The sequence below is a fragment of the Pseudomonas palleroniana genome (genome assembly GCF_003031675.1).
Lineage (GTDB): Bacteria > Pseudomonadota > Gammaproteobacteria > Pseudomonadales > Pseudomonadaceae > Aquipseudomonas > Aquipseudomonas palleroniana.
Genome location: NZ_PYWX01000064.1, coordinates 1 through 19,889, shown reverse-complemented (window position 1 = coordinate 19,889; position 19,889 = coordinate 1). Strand labels below are relative to the sequence as shown.

General features: G+C 60.5%; 18 protein-coding genes and 1 pseudogene. 14 read left to right on the top strand and 5 right to left on the bottom strand.

From position 1 onward, the window contains the following. Positions 1-219: 219 nt before the first annotated feature. Positions 220-720, bottom strand: a complete 501-nt coding sequence (gene tpx, locus C9383_RS22150; RefSeq protein WP_090371392.1) for a thiol peroxidase — start codon at positions 718-720, stop codon at positions 220-222. Positions 721-876: 156 nt separating this feature from the next. Between tpx and C9383_RS22145 the strand changes: the two genes are divergently transcribed. The 10 genes from C9383_RS22145 to C9383_RS22100 all read left to right on the top strand — a co-directional run bounded on the left by C9383_RS22145 (position 877) and on the right by C9383_RS22100 (position 12,042). After that, on the top strand, positions 877-2,166 hold the full coding sequence (locus tag C9383_RS22145) for a glycosyltransferase (protein ID WP_090371394.1): 1,290 nt from the start codon (positions 877-879) through the stop codon (positions 2,164-2,166). A 72-nt stretch (positions 2,167-2,238) separates the two neighbouring features. After that, positions 2,239-3,144 (top strand): AraC family transcriptional regulator, encoded by a 906-nt coding sequence (locus tag C9383_RS22140; RefSeq protein WP_060757051.1) that lies wholly within the window; start codon positions 2,239-2,241, stop codon positions 3,142-3,144. Between the two features lie 216 nt (positions 3,145-3,360). Next, a complete protein-coding gene (locus C9383_RS22135; protein ID WP_413037849.1) occupies positions 3,361-4,644 on the top strand; it encodes an ABC transporter substrate-binding protein in 1,284 nt (427 codons plus the stop codon). Between the two features lie 91 nt (positions 4,645-4,735). After that, positions 4,736-5,626, top strand: a complete 891-nt coding sequence (locus tag C9383_RS22130) for a carbohydrate ABC transporter permease (protein ID WP_060757053.1) — start codon at positions 4,736-4,738, stop codon at positions 5,624-5,626. 10 nt (positions 5,627-5,636) lie between these two features. After that, entirely contained in the window at positions 5,637-6,467 is an 831-nt protein-coding gene (locus C9383_RS22125) for a carbohydrate ABC transporter permease (RefSeq protein ID WP_060757054.1), read from the top strand. Between the two features lie 37 nt (positions 6,468-6,504). Further along, positions 6,505-7,608 carry an ABC transporter ATP-binding protein gene (locus C9383_RS22120; protein ID WP_060757055.1) on the top strand — a complete coding sequence of 368 codons (1,104 nt, stop codon included), beginning with the start codon at positions 6,505-6,507 and terminating at the stop codon, positions 7,606-7,608. Between the two features lie 16 nt (positions 7,609-7,624). Then, a complete protein-coding gene (locus C9383_RS22115) occupies positions 7,625-9,106 on the top strand; it encodes a mannitol dehydrogenase family protein (RefSeq protein WP_060757056.1) in 1,482 nt (493 codons plus the stop codon). A 135-nt stretch (positions 9,107-9,241) separates the two neighbouring features. After that, positions 9,242-10,723, top strand: coding sequence for a xylulokinase (gene xylB / locus C9383_RS22110; protein WP_090371398.1), 1,482 nt, complete (start codon positions 9,242-9,244; stop codon positions 10,721-10,723). A 12-nt stretch (positions 10,724-10,735) separates the two neighbouring features. Beyond that, complete coding sequence (locus C9383_RS22105) at positions 10,736-11,677, top strand: carbohydrate kinase family protein (RefSeq protein ID WP_060757058.1); 942 nt, start codon at positions 10,736-10,738, stop codon at positions 11,675-11,677. An 83-nt stretch (positions 11,678-11,760) separates the two neighbouring features. After that, positions 11,761-12,042, top strand: a complete 282-nt coding sequence (locus tag C9383_RS22100; RefSeq protein ID WP_060757059.1) for a DUF2790 domain-containing protein — start codon at positions 11,761-11,763, stop codon at positions 12,040-12,042. Positions 12,043-12,168: 126 nt separating this feature from the next. On the opposite strand, the gene C9383_RS22095 is transcribed toward C9383_RS22100, so the two are convergent. Further along, positions 12,169-12,438 (bottom strand): DUF1652 domain-containing protein, encoded by a 270-nt coding sequence (locus C9383_RS22095; RefSeq protein ID WP_060757060.1) that lies wholly within the window; start codon positions 12,436-12,438, stop codon positions 12,169-12,171. Positions 12,439-12,688: 250 nt separating this feature from the next. Beyond that, entirely contained in the window at positions 12,689-13,711 is a 1,023-nt protein-coding gene (gene ilvA, locus C9383_RS22090) for a threonine ammonia-lyase, biosynthetic (RefSeq protein ID WP_090371400.1), read from the bottom strand. A gap of 272 nt (positions 13,712-13,983) precedes the next feature. Between ilvA and C9383_RS22085 the strand changes: the two genes are divergently transcribed. Both C9383_RS22085 and map read left to right on the top strand, forming a co-directional pair. Next, entirely contained in the window at positions 13,984-14,184 is a 201-nt protein-coding gene (locus C9383_RS22085) for a ParD-like family protein (protein WP_060757061.1), read from the top strand. After that, positions 14,184-14,939: a type I methionyl aminopeptidase gene (gene map / locus C9383_RS22080; RefSeq protein ID WP_090371402.1), complete on the top strand. Its 756-nt coding sequence runs from the start codon at positions 14,184-14,186 to the stop codon at positions 14,937-14,939. The genes C9383_RS22085 and map overlap by 1 nt, the downstream gene beginning before the upstream one ends. A gap of 112 nt (positions 14,940-15,051) precedes the next feature. Here map and C9383_RS22075 read toward each other — a convergent pair whose 3' ends face one another. Beyond that, a complete protein-coding gene (locus C9383_RS22075) occupies positions 15,052-16,638 on the bottom strand; it encodes a RimK family ATP-grasp domain-containing protein (RefSeq protein ID WP_090371404.1) in 1,587 nt (528 codons plus the stop codon). Between the two features lie 94 nt (positions 16,639-16,732). On the opposite strand from C9383_RS22075, the pseudogene C9383_RS22070 reads away from it, so the two are divergent. Next, positions 16,733-17,182 (top strand): annotated as a pseudogene (locus C9383_RS22070) (GNAT family N-acetyltransferase); the annotation flags it as partial. Here C9383_RS22070 and sfnG read toward each other — a convergent pair. Then, positions 17,178-18,263 carry a dimethylsulfone monooxygenase SfnG gene (gene sfnG / locus C9383_RS22065; RefSeq protein ID WP_090371408.1) on the bottom strand — a complete coding sequence of 362 codons (1,086 nt, stop codon included), beginning with the start codon at positions 18,261-18,263 and terminating at the stop codon, positions 17,178-17,180. The pseudogene C9383_RS22070 and the gene sfnG overlap by 5 nt on opposite strands. A gap of 266 nt (positions 18,264-18,529) precedes the next feature. On the opposite strand from sfnG, the gene C9383_RS22060 reads away from it, so the two are divergent. Further along, entirely contained in the window at positions 18,530-19,774 is a 1,245-nt protein-coding gene (locus tag C9383_RS22060; protein WP_090371410.1) for an acyl-CoA dehydrogenase family protein, read from the top strand. Positions 19,775-19,889 lie beyond the last annotated feature (115 nt).

Here is a 19,889-nt window from a genome sequence, read left to right as displayed (position 1 = left end):
CTTCTTCTTTGGGAGGCTGAAAGATAAGCACTGGGGCGCATTAAGAAAAGCGCCTTTACCGGCTATTTACCTTGGACTTACAAGTTTTAACTTCTGAGCTTAGTCGGCCCGCTATTTCGCTAAGCATCTGAGACGCAAATAAAAACGGCCTGGACTAGGCCAGGCCGCAAGCATGCATCACGCGTGTTACTGCAAAACGACAGTCACGCGCAGAAACAGTTACTTCAAAACAGCCAGGGCTGCTTCGTAGTTCGGTTCCTGGCCGATTTCGGAAACCAGCTCGCTGTGCAGCACGTTGTTGTTTTCGTCCAGTACCACCACGGCACGCGCGGTCAGGCTGCGCAGCGGGCCATCAACGATGTTTACGCCGTAGTCTTCGGAGAACGCAGCGCTGCGGAAGTCCGACAGGTTCTTCACGTTTTCCAGGCCTTCGGAACCGCAAAAACGCGCTTGGGCGAATGGCAGGTCCGAGGAGATGCACAGCACGACAGCGTTGCTCAGGTCATTGGCCTGGGCGTTGAACTTGCGCACCGAAGTCGCGCAGGTCGGCGTGTCGACGCTTGGGAAGATATTCAGCACTTTGCGCTTGCCGGCGAAGGTCGCCAGGGTGGCGTCCGACAGGTCAGCGGCAGTCAGGGTGAAGTCTGGGGCCTGGGAGCCGACTTGCGGCAGTTCGCCTTCAACTTGCACAGGGTTACCACGAAGGGTGACTTGAGCCATGAACAGAATCCTTATGCTGGTTTATTGAAACGAATTCGAGAGGCGGAAGTTAACCACAAAGTCCCGTCGCTACCTACCGCCGTACACAAATTGTCATGTCGTGCCGTTGTGGTTTAATTGCGCGCTTTCGCCCGCCCCTCAAGGAACTCGTCGTTGATGAATCAGCCCGCCACCAAAGTCCTGGTCATTGGTTACGTCTGGCCGGAACCCCGTTCTTCTGCCGCAGGCGGGCATATGATGCAGATCCTGGAGAGCTTTCTTACACAAGGTTGGGACATTACCTTCAGTAGCCCCGCCACCATTGGCGAACATAAGGCCGACCTGCCGGCACTGGGCATTGCCGAACGCGCCATCGAACTCAATAACAGCAGTTTCGATGACTTTATCCGCGAACTGGCCCCGGATATCGTGCTGTTCGACCGTTTCATGATGGAAGAACAGTTCGGCTGGCGCGTGGAAAAATGCTGCCCGGATGCCCTGCGCGTACTGGAAACCTCAGACCTGCAAAGCCTGCGCGATGCGCGCCATCAGCGCCTCAAGGAGCATCTCAAGGCTGACCCCGACGGTGATGACTTCAGCGCCCTGTTCTGCGCCGATTTGCAACCGGCATTCCAATGCATGGCCGACACCGACCTGGCCAAGCGCGAGATCGCCGCGATTTACCGCTGTGACATCAGCCTGATGATCTCCGACCTGGAAATCCGCCTGCTCACCGAGCAGTTCAAGGTGCCGGCGGCCCTGCTCCATTGGTGCCCGCTGATGATGGCGCCCCCTACCGAGCCCTTTGCGCCCTTTGAAGACCGTGCGCACTTCCTCAGCATCGGCAACTTCCGCCACGCCCCGAACTGGGATGCGGTGCTCTGGATGAAAAACAGCCTCTGGCCGCTGATCCGCCAGCAATTGCCCGGCGTCCAGCTGCATATCTACGGCGCCTACACCCCGCCCAAAGCCACGGCCCTGCACAACCCAGCCCAGGGTTTCCATGTGATGAACTGGGCCGAAGACGCCTTGCAGGTGATGACCGCAGCGCGTATCTGCCTGGCGCCCTTGCGCTTCGGTGCCGGCATCAAAGGCAAACTGGCGGATGCCATGCTTTGCGGCACCCCGAACATCACCACGCCGATCGGCGCCGAAGCCATGGGCGACGAGCAACCCTGGCCCGGCATGATCGAGCAGAGTGCATCCGCCCTGGCTGCGGCGGCCGTGGCGTTGTATCAAGACCGCGAGCGCTGGACCCAGGCCCAGGAAAACGGCCGCCAGCTACTGGCCCGGCGCTATGATCAGAACGTCCACGGCCCGGCGTTGGTGGCGTGCCTGGAGGAGTGCCGCAGCCGGCTTGCGGCCCATCGACGGGATAACTTCACCGGCAGCATGCTGCGTCACCATGCCCATAAAAGCACCCAGTACATGTCCCAGTGGATTGAGGCAAAAAACCGCCTGCCTTAAACGCCGAGGCTGGCGAGGTTGCATGCAACGGGGCATTATCCTACGCAGCAACCACAATAAAGCGACGGCAGCATGACCCGAGCAACGCGAATCACCGACCCTTCCTACGAGCTGATGGACGACCACAACGGCCTGTCCATCATCTATCGCCAGCATGGTTTCCCCTGCCCCCTGGTGCGCTGGCACTTCCACAAGGAATACGAGCTGCACCTGATCGTCGCCAGCTCCGGCAAGGTGTTTATCGGGGACTATATCGGCAATTTCTACCCGGAAAGCCTGTTCCTCACCGGCCCTAACCTGCCCCACAACTGGATCAGCCAGGTGGAGGAAGACGAGGTGGTGCCCAAGCGCGACATGCTGGTGAATTTCACCGATGAGTTGCTGGAGAACGGCAGCCAGATCTTTACCGAACTCAAGACCTTGGCGCCGCTGTTGGAGCGGGCACAGTACGGCATCGAATTTCGCTGCAAAAAGACCATCGCCCAAGCCATGACCTTGATGCAACGTATCGAAGACGCCCAGGGCATGGCGCGCCTGGGGCACTTCTTCATCCTGCTGGAGGTGCTCAGCGCCTGCGAGGACTACCAGTTGCTCTCGGGCGTCACCACCCCGCAACTGGCGGATGAACACAGCATCGACCGCACCAACCGCGCGGTGGACTATATCTTTGCCCACTACGCACGCGAGCTGCCGCTGGAAGAAGTGGCGGACTACCTGGGGATGAAGCCGACCTATTTTTCACGAGTCTTCAAACAGGCCACCGGGCGCACGTTTATCGAATTCGTCAATCGACTGCGCATCAGCAAATCCTGCGAACTGCTGGCCGACGGCGATAAAGCGGTGACGGATGTATGTTTTGAATCCGGCTTCAACAACATCTCCAACTTCAACCGACGCTTTCAGCAGCTCAAGGGCATGACCCCGTCCCACTATCGGCGTTTGGCGGTGCAGCGGTTGACTGAGCAGAACCTGGCCTGAAGCTTTCAGTCACCGGCAGCGAGTGCAAAAAAGTATCAGCCGAAGTGCTCCCAAGGATTTGTCACCTCCCCATTTCAAGGCTGTAATCAACGCACACTCTTCCTGACTCCCTGTGGGAAGACACAACAACAATAACTGTCCTTCTGTAGCCCTCTGGGCGCGGAAATGGAGTGCGCGATGAAGTTCACAGCAAAATCTCTGCTTGCCTTTACTTGCATGACCACCTGCATGACCCTCAGCGCCGTCAGCTTTGGCGCGCAAACCCTGACCATCGCCACCGTGAACAACAGCGACATGATCCGCATGCAAAAGCTCTCGAAAACCTTCGAGACCGAGCATCCGGAGATCAAGCTGAACTGGGTGGTGCTCGAAGAAAACGTATTGCGCCAACGCTTGACCACCGACATCGCCACCCAGGGCGGGCAGTTCGACGTGTTGACCATCGGCATGTACGAAGCTGCACTCTGGGGCGCCAAAGGCTGGCTGGAGCCGATGAAGGATCTGCCGGCGTCCTACGACCTCGACGACGTATTCCCTTCGGTGCGTGACGGCCTGTCGGTCAAAGGCTCGCTGTACGCGTTGCCTTTCTACGCCGAAAGCTCGATCACCTATTACCGCACCGACCTGTTCAAGGACGCCGGGCTGACGATGCCCGAACATCCCACCTGGACCCAGATCGGCGAATTCGCCGCCAAACTCACCGACAAGACCAAAGAGCAGTACGGCCTGTGCCTGCGTGGCAAAGCCGGTTGGGGCGAGAACATGGCGCTGATCACCACCCTGGCCAACGGCTACGGCGCACGCTGGTTCGATGAGAAGTGGCAGCCGGAATTCAATGGGCCTGAGTGGAAGGACGCGCTGACCTTCTACGTCGACAACATGAAGAAATCCGGTCCGCCCGGTGCGTCCAGCAATGGTTTCAACGAAAACCTGGCGCTGTTCAACAGCGGCAAATGCGCGATCTGGGTCGACGCCAGCGTGGCCGGCTCATTTGTCACCGACAAAACCCAGAGCAAGGTGGCTGACCACGTCGGCTTCACCTTCGCCCCCCACGAGAAAACCGATAAGGGCACGTCCTGGCTGTACTCGTGGAGCCTGGCGATCCCGACCAGCTCCAAAGCCAAGGACGCCGCCAAGGTGTTCACCAGTTGGGCCACCTCCAAGGAATACAGCCAACTGGTGGCCAAGACCGACGGCATCGCCAATGTGCCGCCAGGCACGCGCAAGTCGACCTACAGCGACGAATACATGAAGGCCGCGCCGTTCGCCAAGGTGACGCTGGAATCGCTGAAAGTCGCCGACCCGACCAAACCGACGCTCAAGCCGGTGCCGTATATCGGTATCCAGTTGGTGACCATTCCTGAGTTCCAGGCGATTGGTACCCAGGTTGGCAAGTTCTTCTCCGGTGCGCTGACGGGCCAGCAGACGGTGGACCAGGCCTTGAGCGCCGCGCAAACCACCACCGAGCGTGAAATGAAGCGGGCCGGTTACCCCAAGTAACCCAGGCATCTCACCGTCAATGTGGGAGGGGGTTTGCCCCCTCCCACCCTGACCGCACTCCGATTCTCGCTCTGTACTGGCCTTGAATACCATGAATACACCCGCCAAAAACCGCCTGGCCAACCCTGGCTGGTTCCTTGTCAGCCCTTCAGTAGCCTTGCTGCTGTTGTGGATGATCGTACCGCTGGGCATGACCCTGTACTTTTCGCTGATCCGCTACAACCTGCTCTACCCCGGCGAAAACTCATTCGTGGGGTTGGAAAACTTCACTTACTTCATCACCGACTCGGGCTTCCTGCCCGGCGCGACCAATACCCTGCTACTGGTGGGCAGCGTACTGCTGATCAGCGTGGTGTTCGGCGTGCTGATCAGTGCCCTGCTGGAAGCCAGTGAGTTCTTCGGCCGCGGCCTGGTGCGGGTGATGCTGATCTCGCCGTTCTTCATCATGCCCACCGTCGGAGCACTGATCTGGAAGAACCTGATTTTCCACCCGGTCTCGGGGATTCTCGCCGCCGTGTGGAAGCTGTTCGGGGCCGAGCCGGTGGACTGGCTGGCGCACTACCCGTTGCTGTCGATCATCATCATCGTGTCGTGGCAATGGCTGCCCTTCGCCATTTTGCTGCTGATGACCGCCATGCAATCCCTCGACCAGGAACAAAAGGAGGCGGCGCGCCTGGACGGTGCCGGCGCCATCGCGATCTTCTGGCACCTGACCCTGCCCCACCTGGCGCGCCCGATTGCCGTGGTGGTGATGATCGAAACCATCTTCCTGCTCTCGGTGTTCGCCGAAATCTTCACCACCACCAACGGTGGCCCGGGCTACGCCTCGACCAACCTCGCCTACCTGATCTACAACCAGGCGCTGGTGCAGTTCGACGTGGGCATGGCCTCGGCCGGCGGCTTGATCGCCGTGGTCATCGCCAATATCGCGGCGATCATCCTGGTGCGGATGATCGGCAAAAACCTGACTGACAAGCCTTGAGGGCCGCGCCATGACGCTTCAACAATCCCGCCGCCTGCAAAGTGTGTTGCTCGGCACGCTGGCCTGGGCCATCGCGATCCTGATTTTCTTCCCAATCTTCTGGATGGTGCTGACCAGCTTCAAGACTGAAATCGATGCCTTTGCCACGCCGCCGCAGTTCATCTTCACGCCGACGCTGGAGAACTACCTGCACATCAACGAGCGCAGCAATTACTTTGCGTACGCCTGGAACTCCGTGGTGATTTCCTTCAGCGCTACCGCCCTGTGCCTGCTGATCTCGGTGCCGGCCGCCTACTCCATGGCGTTCTACGAAACCCAGCGCACCAAAGGCACGCTGCTGTGGATGCTGTCCACCAAGATGCTGCCGCCGGTGGGTGTATTGATGCCGATCTACCTGCTGGCCAAGAGCTTTGGCCTGTTGGATACACGGATTGCGCTGATCATCATCTACACCCTGATCAACCTGCCGATCGTGGTCTGGATGGTTTACACCTACTTCAAGGACATCCCCAAGGACATCCTCGAAGCCGCCCGCCTGGATGGCGCCACCCTGTGGCAGGAAATGGTCCGCGTGCTGCTGCCGATCGCCAAGGGCGGCCTGGCCTCCACCGTGTTGCTGTCGCTGATCCTGTGCTGGAACGAGGCGTTCTGGTCGCTGAACCTGACCTCGTCCAGCGCCGCCCCGCTGACCGCGCTGATCGCCTCGTACTCCAGCCCCGAAGGCTTGTTCTGGGCCAAGTTGTCGGCCGTGTCGACGCTGGCCTGTGCGCCGATCCTGATCTTTGGCTGGATCAGCCAGAAACAGCTGGTGCGCGGTTTGTCCTTCGGCGCCGTGAAGTAACGGTTTCCTGATAATAATTTGAAGATGGAGGCCCATCATGGCCAACCTGAAAATCAACAATCTGCAAAAAGGCTTCGAAGGCTTCTCGATCATAAAGGGCGTCGACCTGGAAGTGAACGACAAGGAGTTCGTGGTGTTCGTCGGCCCATCGGGCTGCGGTAAATCGACCCTGCTGCGCCTGATCGCCGGCCTGGAAGAGGTGACCGAAGGCACCATCGAACTGGATGGCCGCGACATCACCGAAGTGACCCCGGCCAAGCGCGACCTGGCGATGGTGTTCCAGACCTATGCGCTGTACCCGCACATGAGTGTGCGCAAGAACATGTCGTTTGCCCTGGACCTGGCCGGTGTCGACAAAAAACTGGTTGAAAGCAAAGTCAGCGAAGCGGCTCGCATTCTCGAACTGGGTCCGTTGCTGGAGCGCAAGCCCAAGCAACTGTCCGGCGGCCAACGCCAACGCGTGGCGATTGGACGCGCGATTGTGCGCAACCCGAAGATATTCCTGTTCGACGAGCCGCTGTCCAACCTCGACGCCGCGCTGCGCGTGCAGATGCGCCTGGAACTGGCACGCCTGCACAAGGAACTGCAAGCGACCATGATCTACGTGACCCATGACCAGGTCGAAGCCATGACCCTGGCCGACAAGGTGGTGGTGCTCAACAGTGGCCGCATCGAGCAAGTCGGCTCGCCGCTGGAGCTGTATCACCGGCCGGCCAACCTGTTTGTGGCAGGGTTTCTCGGCACGCCGAAAATGGGCTTCCTCAAAGGCCAGGTCACCCGCGTCGACAGCCAAGGCTGCGCCGTGCAGCTGGACGCCGGCACCCTGATCAACCTGCCCTTGAGCAGCGCCAGCTTGAGCGTGGGCAGTGCCGTGACCCTGGGGATTCGCCCGGAGCACCTGGAAATCGCCGCACCCGGCCAGACCACGCTGACCGTCACCGCCGACGTCGGCGAACGCCTGGGCAGTGACACCTTCTGCCATGTCGTGACCGCCAGCGGCGAGCCTTTGACCCTGCGCATTCGCGGCGACATGGCCAGCCAGTACGGCGAAACGCTGCACCTGCACCTGGACCCGGCGCACTGCCATCTATTCGATACCGAGGGTGTCGCCGTGGCCCGCCCACTGCGCGCCGCCGCCTGATTTCGCGAGACTTGTGATGAAACTGAATAAACAGCACCTCACTCAACTGGCGCCGCAGGTGAAACTGCCGGCCTATGCGATTGCCGACACCACCCAAGGCATCGCCCATATTGGCGTCGGCGGTTTCCACCGTGCGCATCAGGCGTATTACACCGATGCCCTGATGAATACCGGCGAGGGCCTGGACTGGAGCATCTGCGGCGTCGGCCTGCGCAGCGAGGATCGCAAGGCCCGCGACGACCTGGCCGGCCAGGACTACCTGTTCACCCTGTATGAACTGGGCGATACCGACGACACCGAAGTGCGCGTGATCGGCTCGATCAGCGACATGCTGCTGGCCGAAGACGGTGCCCGGGCGCTGATCGACAAACTGGCCAGCCCCGAGATTCGCATTGTTTCGCTGACCATCACCGAAGGCGGTTACTGCATCGACGACAGCACCGGCGAGTTCATGGCCCATCTGCCGCAGATCCAGCACGACCTGGCCCACCCGAACGCACCTAAAACGGTGTTCGGGTTCATCTGCGCGGCGTTGACCCAACGCCGTGCGGCGGGCACTCCGGCATTTACCGTGATGTCCTGCGATAACCTGCCGCACAACGGCGCGGTCACCCGCAAAGCGCTGCTGGCATTTGCCGCCCTGCACAACGCCGAGCTGCACGACTGGATCAAGGCCAACGTGAGTTTTCCCAACGCCATGGTCGACCGCATCACCCCGATGACCAGCACCGCCCATCGCCTGCAACTGCATGATGAGCATGGCATCGACGATGCCTGGCCAGTGGTGTGCGAACCCTTTGTGCAGTGGGTACTCGAAGACCGCTTCGTCAACGGCCGCCCGGCGTGGGAGAAGGTCGGCGTGCAGTTCACCGACGACGTGACGCCGTATGAAGAAATGAAGATCGGCCTGCTCAATGGCAGCCACCTGGCGCTGACCTACCTGGGTTTTCTCAAGGGCTACCGGTTTGTGCACGAGACCATGAACGACCCGCTGTTTGTGGCCTATATGCGTGCCTACATGGACCTGGACGTCACGCCGAACCTGGCACCGGTGCCGGGCATCAACCTGAGCGACTATAAACAGAGCCTGGTGGAGCGCTTTTCCAACCGGGCGATCGCCGACCAGCTGGAGCGCGTGTGTTCCGACGGCTCGTCGAAGTTTCCCAAGTTCACCGTGCCGACGATCAATCGCCTGATTGCCGACGGCCGGGAGACTGAACGCGCAGCACTGGTAGTCGCCGCCTGGGCGCTGTATTTGAAGGGTGTGGATGAGAATGGCGTGAGCTACAAGATCCCCGACCCGCGTGCCGAATTCTGCCAGGGGCTGGTGAGCGATGACGCCTTGATCAGCCGACGCCTGCTCGCGGTTGAAGAGATTTTCGGCACGGCTATTCCCAATTCGCCTGAGTTTGTGGCAGCGTTTGAACGGTGCTTTTCCAGCTTGCGCGATCACGGCGTCACCCGAACCCTGGAGCAACTGCTGAAGAAACCGGCTTGAAACTGTGGGAGGGGGCTTGCTCCCGATAGCGGTGGGTCAGTTAAGTCTGTATTGACTGGTGCACCGCTATCGGGAGCAAGCCCCCTCCCACATTGACCGCATTTACCATCAAACAATAATGCTGAGCACCCCACCATGACCCGGCAAAACCTGTTCCTTGGCATCGACTGTGGCACCCAGGGCACCAAGGCCATCGTCCTTGATGCTTCCAGCGGCAAAGTCCTGGGCCTGGGCGCCGCCGCGCATACACTGATCAGCGGTGCCAACGGCCGGCGCGAGCAGCACACTCAGGAGTGGCTCGACGCCTTTACCGAAGCCACTCACCGCGCCCTGCAACAGGCTGGTGTGGATGGCCAGGACATCCTCGGCATCGGTGTTTCCGGCCAACAGCACGGGCTGGTCTTGCTCGATGACCAGGGCCAGGTACTGCGCCCGGCCAAACTGTGGTGTGACACCGAAACCACGCCTGAAAACGAGCGCCTGCTCGCGTATCTGGGGGGCGAACAAGGCTCGCTGGAACGTCTCGGTGTGGCGATCGCACCGGGCTACACCGTGTCGAAACTGCTCTGGACCCGCGAACAACACCCGCATGTATTCGCCCGCATCGCCCATATCCTGTTGCCCCACGACTACCTGAACTACTGGCTGACCGGCCGCGCCGTCGCGGAATACGGCGATGCTTCAGGCACCGGTTACTTCAATGTGCGCACCCGCAGGTGGGATCTGGACCTGCTCCAGCACATCGACCCCAGCGGCCGCCTGGAGGCCGCGTTGCCGCAGCTGATCGAGGCGAACCAGACGGTGGGCAGCGTGCTGCCGGCCATCGCCGAACGCCTGGGCATCAATCCCGGCGCGGTGGTTTCCAGCGGTGGCGGCGACAATATGATGGGCGCCATCGGTACCGGCAATATTGCCCCGGGCGTCATCACCATGAGCCTGGGCTCATCGGGCACCGTGTATGCCTTTGCCGACCAACCCAGCGTCAGCCCGCAGGCATCGGTGGCGACCTTCTGCTCATCCAGCGGCGGCTGGCTGCCGCTGATCTGCACCATGAACCTGACCAATGCCACCGGGGTGGTTCGCGAGTTGTTCGAGCTCGACCTGGCGGCATTCAACAGCCTGGTCGCGCAAGCCCCGGTCGGCGCCGAGGGCGTGAGCATGCTGCCGTTCCTCAACGGCGAACGCGTGCCCGCCCTGCCCCACGCCACCGGCAGCCTGCACGGCTTGACCATGACCAACCTGACTCGCGCCAACCTGTGCCGCGCCGTGGTCGAAGGCACCACCTTCGGCCTGCGCTACGGCCTGGATCTGCTGCGCCAGACCGGCCTGCAAAGCCAGAGTATCCGACTGATCGGCGGTGGCTCGAAAAGCCCGGTGTGGCGGCAGATGGTCGCCGATATCATGAACACCGAAGTGGTGTGCACCGAACAAAGCGAAGCCGCCGCCCTGGGCGCGGCGATCCAGGCCGCGTGGAGCCAGTCCGGCGAATCCCTGGCCAGCCTCTGCGACAAATGTGTGAGTGTCGAACCCACCAGCCGTACCCTGCCGGTGGCAAGCAATGTCAGTGCCTATCAACAGGCTTACGAGCGCTACCAGCAGCTCGTGGCAACCCTTTAAGAGCGAACGACTATGTATCTGGTGTGTGGCGAAGCGCTGTTCGATTTTTTCAGCGAAGAAGATGCCAGCGGGCAGGCTTCCAAGGTCAATTACAAGGCGATTGCCGGGGGATCGCCGTTCAACGTGGCGGTGGGCCTGCGCCGTCTCGGTATCGCGGCCGGTCTGTTCGGCGGGTTGTCGACCGACTTCCTGGGGCGACGCCTGCTGCAGGTGCTCAAGGACGAGGGCGTAGATGAGCAATTCCTGGTGGAGTTTGCCGCACCCACCACGTTGTCGATGGTTGCCGTGGGCGCCAATGGCTCGCCGCAGTACAACTTCCGTGGTGAAGGCTGTGCCGACCGACTGCTGGAGATCGCCCATCTACCCGAGCTGGGCGCAGACATTCGTGGCTTGCATATCGGCTCATTTTCACTGGTGGTACAGCCGGTGGGCGACACCCTGCTGAGCCTGGTCAAGCGCGAAAGCGGCAAGCGTTTGATCAGCCTCGACCCCAACGTGCGCCTCAACCCGCAGCCGGACATCCAGCTATGGCGCGACCGCGTGGCCGAGCTGGTCAAGCATGCCGACCTGATCAAGGTCAGCGATGAAGACCTGCACCTGCTCTACCCCGAGCAATCGCCGGAAAGCGTGCTGCAAGGTTGGCTGCAGCACCGTTGCCAGCTGGTATTCCTCACCCGCGGCGGCGATGGCGCCAGCGTATTCAGCCGCCAGCACGGCACGTGGTCGCAACCGGCAGTCAAGGTGGTGATGGCCGATACCGTGGGGGCGGGTGACACCTTCCAGGCTGCGCTGATTGCCTGGTTGACCGAGCAACAGCTGGATTCGGTGGAGGGCCTGCAGCAGCTGACCCGCGCGCAGGTGGACAGCATGCTCGGCTTTGCCATCCGCGCCGCCGCCATGACCTGCAGCAAGACCGGACCGGACCTGCCGTATCGCCACCAGTTGGGTTCATGAAGGTTTTGTCAGCCAGGAAAAAATTAATCGATGGTTAATCCCGCCGGTCGACAGTGAAGTCGAACCCTTTGCGGAGCACCATCATGAAACTGCGTACCTTACTGTTTACCGGCCTGTTCACCGGCACATTGGCTCTGGCGGCAGGCTCGGGCATGGCCCAGGCCGATACCTCGCCGGCTGCGGCCAAACCCGTGCAATATCAATACGGGATGCCATTGAACATCGACAGAGTGATCGCCATGCACGAAACCGATACCGACGAGTGCAAGGTCATCAATGCGGATATCAAATTCGTGGACAAGGCAGGCAAGGTGGAAGACGTGGGCTACCGGAAGATGTCCGAAGCCTGCGACTTTCAGAACTGAGTTGTGAATGAAGCATCAGGAAAATGCACACCCCGCCCGCCTGCTCGCGGCGGCCACGGTAACGGCACTGGGCCTGGGATGTATCCAGGCCCACCGGTCTTCAGTCACTCAACCTCAGGCGTCGGCCTAGTAATAGCCACGTCCGCCAACTCTTTGCAGGACGGGTGCATGGGCTTGCCGGAGGTCTTCACGCAACCCGGTGATCAGGTTACAAATGGCTCGACTGCTGTCGAGTGTGTCCGCGTTTATCCCTTTGACTTCCAAATCCACCCGGTCACGATCCTGGTCGTCAAAGACTTTGATCGTCAGCGAAGCATCTTCGGCTTTGGTGCATTCGCACCGTTTGGGCAGGAAACTTCCTTCAATAATGCTGCGAAGTTCTAATTCCGAAAGCATGACCAACCTCTCCTTATATTTATGAGACTGCCAACTACATCATGGTGTGTCCGGCAGGCATGTGCCTTGCCACGTCTTGCCGACCCTGGAAGACGCTTACCTCCATCAGCCTACTCGGCAAACTCAAGGTGCGTTGTAACCATTCCTCATAAGCACACGGCTGATTCATATAACTTGACGCATGCCCCGGTTATACCGGGTGAACTTTCGTCGAAACCCGCTGATTAAACGTTTAACTTACGCACTTGTATTAAACCGGACCTTGTGCGGCGACCCTTTCAGCAACATGTCGTAAACTATCAAAGTTGATATTAGCCCCTGAATTAACCGCCACCAACGTTTGCCCGCGCACATCACGTTGCGCCACATAACGGCGTAGCCCAGCCACCGCCAGTGCGCCGGAAGGCTCGGTGATGGAGCGGGTATCGTCGTAGATCAACTTGATGGCACTGCACAATTCGTCGTTGCTTACGGTGATGACTTCATCTACCCAGTTGTGGCAGATCTCAAACCCGTACGCGCCGATCTGCGCCACCGCCGTGCCATCGGCAAACCCATCGACACTGGGCAGCACCACCCGCTCGCCCGCTTGCAGGGCGGCCAACAGGCAACTGGAGCCTTCGGACTCGACCCCGACGATGCGCACTTGCGGCCGCAGGTATTTCACATACGCCGCGATGCCGGCGATCAAACCACCGCCCCCCACCGGCACGAAGATCGCGTCCAGCGGCCCCTGCTGCTGACGCAGTATTTCCATGGCAACCGTGCCTTGGCCGGCAATCACATCCGGGTCATCAAAGGGCGAGACAAACGTGCAACCCGAGGTCTCGACCAGTTGCAGCGCGTGGGCCAGGGCCAACGGGAAGCTTTCCCCATGCAGTACCGCGTCGGCGCCACGCGAGCGTACGCCCAACACCTTCAACTCCGGCGTGGTACACGGCATGACAATGCGCGCGCGGATCCCCAGCTCACGCGCCGCCAGCGCCACCCCCTGGGCATGATTGCCCGCCGACGCCGTCACTACGCCTCGGGCCTTTTGTTCGGCCGTCAGTTGCACCAGGCGGTTGTAGGCCCCTCTGATCTTGAAGGAGAACGTCGGTTGCAGGTCTTCGCGCTTGAGCAACACCTGGTTGCCCAGCAACGCCGACAGCGCCGGCGCGGCTTGCAGGGGCGTGCGCACCGCCAGGTCATAAACCGGCGCGGCAAGGATCTTTTTCACGTAGTGCTCAAGCAGGCTCGTGTCGGTGGACTGGACGGCGCGCAGGGTAGTCATGGGTGGCTCCTGGTGGTGTGTCAGGCGCCCAGGAGTCGGAAAAACAAAACCCGCCTCTAGGGCGGGTTTAGGTGCAGCCGTGTGCTATCCCGCCAAATGAGGAATGGCGGTAATAATGCTTGGATGGCTGCGGAAGGCTTGAAATGTCATGCAACGAAATTAACCGGCGACCCGCGGGCAAGTCAATGCTCACGCTCGATTTATCCGCCGGGCTTTACGAACGATATATGAAACATATACGCTTTGTATATTCCATTTACGCAGTGAACCCTATGGGCATCATCAAGATCACCGACCCGTTGCACGAACAACTACGCCTGGCCAGCGCCGCCATGGACCGCTCCATCAACGCCCAGGCCGAATTCTGGATCAAGATCGGCCTGCTCGCCGAACTCAACCCGCACCTGCCCTATAACGAACTGATCAATAAGCTGTTGCTGGACAAACCCGACCTGATCCGAGGCCGCAGTTGATGATCAAGACCCCCGCACAACTGGCCGTGATGCGTGAAGCCGGGCGCCTGCTGGCCCAGGTGTTTACCCTGCTCGACGGCCTTGTCGCCGCCGGCCGCTCAACCCTGGAGCTGGACAGTGCCGTCGAGGCATTCATCCGCAACGACCTCAAGGCCCGCCCGGCGAGCCTGGGGCAATACGACTACCCGTTCTGCATCAACACCTCGATCAATGAAGTGGTGTGCCATGGCATGCCCAGCGCCAAGGATATCCTCAAGGACGGCGACATCATCAATATCGACATCACCCTGGAAAAAGGCGGCTTTATCGCTGACTCCAGCAAGATGTACATGATCGGAAACGTGGCCCCCAAAGCCCAGCGGCTGGTGGAAAAGACCTTTGAGGCGATGTGGGCCGGCATCCGCCAGGTCAGGCCCGGCGCACGGTTGGGGGATATCGGGCATGCGATCCAGAGCCATGCGCAGGCCAATGGGTACAGTGTGGTGCGTGAGTATTGCGGCCACGGGATTGGGCGCCAGATGCACGAAGAACCGCAGATCCTGCACTTCGGCCGGCCCGGCACCGGGATGGAGTTGCGTGAAGGGATGGTGTTCACGGTGGAGCCGATGCTCAATCAGGGCAGCTCGAAAGTGCGCAGCCTGAAGGATGGATGGACCGTGGTGACCCGGGACAATAGCTTGTCGGCACAATGGGAGCATACCGTGGCGGTGACGGCGGACGGGTTCGAGGTGCTGACGCTGCAGCCCGCCGTTTGACCCAGCTCCTGTAGGGGAAGCTTGCTCGCGAAAAACTCACAGGCGCCGCGCTCATTCAGGCAGCACGTTTTTCGCGAGCCAGCGCGCGCCTACAGGCGGCAAACACCGGGTATTACCAGACCTGCCCCTGGCGCTTCAACTCCAGGCGCCGCACAAACTCCTCCAGCACCAGGCCGTACAGGTCATCTTGCAGGTAGGCATCTTCGATGCCCGCATCAAGGTTGGGGTTGTCGTTCACCTCGATCACCACCACCTTGTCGCCGGATTGCTTGAGGTCCACGCCGTAGAGGCCGTCGCCGATCAGGTTGGCGGTTTTCACCGCCAGCTCCACCACCGCCTTGGGCGCTTCGTGGACGGCCAGGGTGCGGCACTCGCCGTTGATGTCCTGGCCGATGGCTTTGTGGTTATAGATCTGCCAATGGCCCTTGGACATGAAGTACTGGCAGGCAAAAATCGGCTTGCGGTTGAGGACGCCGATGCGCCAGTCGTACTCGGTGTAGAAAAACTCCTGGGCCAATAACAGTACGGAATGTTCGAACAACTCGGCAGTGGCCTTGAGCAAGGCCGCCTGGCTTTCCACCTTGATCACGCCACGGGAGAAACAACCGTCGGGGATCTTCAACACCAGCGGGAAGCCCAGGCGTTCGCCGACTCGCTCGAAATCCTGCGGGCGTTCCTTATAGAGGATCTCGGTGGCGGGCATGCCCAGTTGATGGCTGTTGAGCAGGTCGGTGAGGTAGACCTTGTTGGTGCAGCGCAGGATCGATGCCGGATCGTCCATCACCACCAGCCCTTCGCTCTCGGCCTTTTTGGCGAAGCGATACGTGTGGTTGTCGACGCTGGTGGTCTCGCGGATCAGCAAGGCGTCATATTCGGCGAGGCGTGAGTAATCCTTGCGCTCGATGAGTTCCACATCAATCCCCAGGCCCCTGCCGACCCGCACGAAATTCTCCAGTGCGCGGGCGTTGGACGGTGGCAGTTGCTCCTGGGGATCATGCAGGATGGCCAAGTCATAACGCGCCAATCGACGGGAGCGCGGTTGGCGCCAGATCTTGCGGCTGTAGTTGTCGAGGGCATGGGCGAACTGGTCTTCCTGATCATCGCGCAACTTATGCAATACGCCGGACTTGACCCCTTCGATATGCCAACCGTTATGTTTGCGAAACTCAACTAACAAAATCGGACAGGGGAACGTTTCAAATAACTGGCGGGCCAATTCCTGCAACGCGTCTATATGCGTTCGGCCAAAGTAAAGGGTCAGGGTAAACCCTTCGGTATTGCTGTAAAGATGATGACTCAAGGCTTTATCGAGGGTTTTATCCAAGTTATCCAGGGACAAACCATACAGCGACTTCCTGGTCAATTCACTGATGGTGCGCACCGACGGAATCACCTTGTGCCCGCGCGCCTCGGCCAGCAACGAGCAATAGTAACCGTGCCCCAGGTACTTGTAGCTGCGGCACAGGTTGATGACCTGCACGCGCTTGCCCGGCTCGCTTTCGCGGGTTTGTTCCAGGTATTCCTGGGCAGTGACGATGTCTTCGCTGGGAAAGTAGGAAGCCCAGTCTTCCTTGCGTTCGACAATGATCACAACTTGGCTTGGACGTCTGGGTACGCTGGAAAAATAACCCTCGGAGGTTATTGTCGCCGCGACAGTTTGCTCGGATACTTCACGCCAATGACTGTTTACCGCCGACATAATATTTGATCCGCTTTAGAGAACTCGACCTTTTCTATTAAGCACGATCTTTTAGAGAAGTCCCGTTTCGTTACGCAACTTTTACGGCGGTCATATGGCTCTTTCTTTGCGCATTGCAACCTTGGCGGACGTGCCCGAATTGATGGCACTGGAACAGCAGTGTTTCACCAGCGATCGGCTTTCGTTACGCAGTTTTCAGTGGATGATCAGCCGAGCGCATGGGCAGTTGTGGGTCGCTGAACGTGACGGGCAGTTGCTCGGCTATGCGCTGCTGCTGTTGCGGCGCGGCAGCGCCCTGGCCCGCTTGTATTCGATTGCGATCACCCAGGCTGCGCGCGGCTGCGGCCTGGGTATGCAATTGCTGACGCATATGGAGGCCCGCGCACGGGAGCAGGGCTGCGCCGCCCTGCGCCTGGAAGTGCGCACCGATAACCCGGTTGCCCTCGCCTTGTATGAGCGCAACGGTTATCGGCGCTTAGCCCTGATCAACGACTACTACGCCGACCACACCGCCGCCCTGCGCCTGGAAAAACCGCTGCTCAGGCCACCTGTTTGACGCCGGCCCTGGCCTCCAGCTCGCGTACCAGCGGCAATACGCGCTGGCCGAAGTACTCGACTTCCTCCTGGAAGTGCAGGAAGCCGGCCAGCACCAGGTCCACTCCCACGGCCTTGAGCGCAACAATGCGCTCGGCGATTTGCTGCGGCGTGCCGATCAGGTTGGTCTTGAAGCCGTCGTTGTACTGCACCAGGTCCTCGAAGCTGGACTTGGCCCAGTTGCCCTCGCCTTCCGGTGACGCTTGGCCGGCCTGTCGGGCTGCATCGCCAAAGGCATTCACCGCTTGTGCATCGGCCTTGTCGATAATCTCCGCCAGCACGGCCTGGGCTTCTTCTTCGGTGTCGCGGGCGATCACAAAGGCATTCACGCCGATTTTCACCGAATGGTGATTGGCTGCGGCCTTGGCGCGAATATCATCGACCTGGGCCTTGATGCCTTCGGGGGTATTACCGTTGGTGAAGTACCAGTCCGACACCCGCGCCGCCATGTCCCGCGCGGCCCGCGAGCTGCCGCCCTGGAACACTTCCGGCTGGCCGAGGGGCTTGGGTTTGAGCGTGTAGTTGTTGAAACGGTAGAAGTCGCCCTTGAAGGTGAAGTCGTCCTGGCTCCAGATGCCTTTGAGGGCGCGGATAAACTCCTCGGAACGGCGGTAGCGCTCATCGTGCTCCAACCAGGGCTCGCCAATGGCCTGGAATTCGCCCTTGAACCAGCCGCTGACAATGTTCACCGCGATACGGCCGTTGGTGAGCTGGTCGATGGTCGCCAACTGCTTGGCCGCCAGCGCCGGTTGCCAGGGCCCCGGCAGGATCGCGGCGATGACCTTGAGCTTGGTGGTCGCCGCCAATAGCGCATGGCTGAACGCCACGGATTCATGCTGGTTTTCCGCACCGTAACCTGCGGTAAAGCGAATTTGCGTCAGGCCGTATTCAAAGCCCGCCGCTTCGGCCAATTGCGCCAGTTTGCGGTTGTAGTCGATGCCCCAATGGGTGCGTTGTTCGATTTTGCTGACCACCAGCCCACCGCTGACGTTGGGCACCCAATAGGCGAATTTCACGGCTTGCTGACTCATCTGGCTGTACCTCACACAAGGGATGTACGAGGGCTTGAGCAGCAAGCATGCCAGGCTCAGGCAAAGGCCCGTACTACAGGCGCTGCGGCGAATAAAGCAGGTTGGCACGCCGGGCGGCGGCTGGCGCGCAACCTGTCTATTTGTCGATCCGCTGTTGCTGGAGCAACAGTGCGCCGCCGCGCTTGCCCCGTAAACACTGGCCCGCAAGCCCGGCACGGACTGTGCAATTGCCTCAGGACTTGATCACTGCCGAGGAGCTGTTCCCCATGACTGAGCAACACATCATCAACCCGCTGTCCGTCGGCGTTGACTACGCCACCTTGGCCGCACGGTTCCGGCCGATCTTCCAGCGTATCGCCGAGGGCGCGGTTGCACGCGAACATACCCGCACCCTGCCCCACGAGCCGATCGAGTGGCTCAAGCAAGCCGGTTTTGGCGCCGTGCGGGTCCCAGTGGAATACGGCGGTGGCGGTGCCTCGTTGCCCCAGTTGTTCGAGCTGTTGATCGAGCTCGCCGCAGCCGATTCAAACGTCCCCCAAGCCCTGCGCGGGCATTTTGCCTTTGCCGAAGACCGCTTGAATGCAGCACCGAGTGCCGGGCGCGACCTGTGGTTCAAGCGTTTTGTCGACGGCGACCTCGTCGGCTGTGCCTGGACCGAAATCGGCAATGTCGCCATCGGTGAGGTGGTCACGCAGGTCAGCCCCGACGGCGATAAGTGGCGGCTCAACGGTGAAAAATTCTACAGCACCGGCAGCCTGTTCTCGGACTGGATCGACGTCTACGCCCAGCGCAGCGACACCGGCGCCGATGTGATCGCCGCCACCCGCACGCACCAGCCCGGCGTGGTGCAAAGCGACGACTGGGACGGTTTTGGCCAGCGCACCACCGGCAGTGGCACCACACGGTTTATTGAGGCGCAGGTGGAAGCTGAAAACGTCATCGACTTTTCCACCCGCTTCAAATACCAGACTGCGTTCTACCAGTTGGTGTTGCTGGCGAGCCTGGCCGGGATTGGCCAGGCGGCACTCAATGACGTGGCTCACCAAGTGCGCAGCCGCAAGCGTATCTACAGCCATGGCAATGCCGCGCATGTCAGCCAGGACGCACAGGTTCAGCAAGTGGTGGGCGAAGTCGCCGCGTGGGTGTATGCCGCCAAGGCCAGCGCCTTGAAAGCTGCCGTACCGGCGCAACGGGCCTACCTGGCGCGCTTTGCGGGAGACGATGCGGCAGAACGCGAAGCCAATGTGGCGGCTGAAATTGAATCGGCGACGGCGCAGGTGGTGGTGTCGGCATTGATCCAGCGCGCCACCACTGAATTGTTCAACGCGCTGGGCGCGTCGGACGTACGACAGGGCAAAGCCCTTGACCGCCACTGGCGCAATGCGCGCACCGTGTCATCCCACAACCCGGTGATCTACAAGGCGCGGATTGTCGGCGATTGGGTGATCAATGGCACCGAGCCGCCGTTTGTGTGGCAGATCGGCAATGGCCCGGCGGGGCTTAAAAAGTAAGGGGTAAGCCCTAATGCCAGTCAGTTAAGGCTTAACGCTGTCACTGTGGGAGGGGGCTTGCTCCCGATGGCGGTGTGTCAGTCACGGTTTCTGAACCTGACACACCGCTATCGGG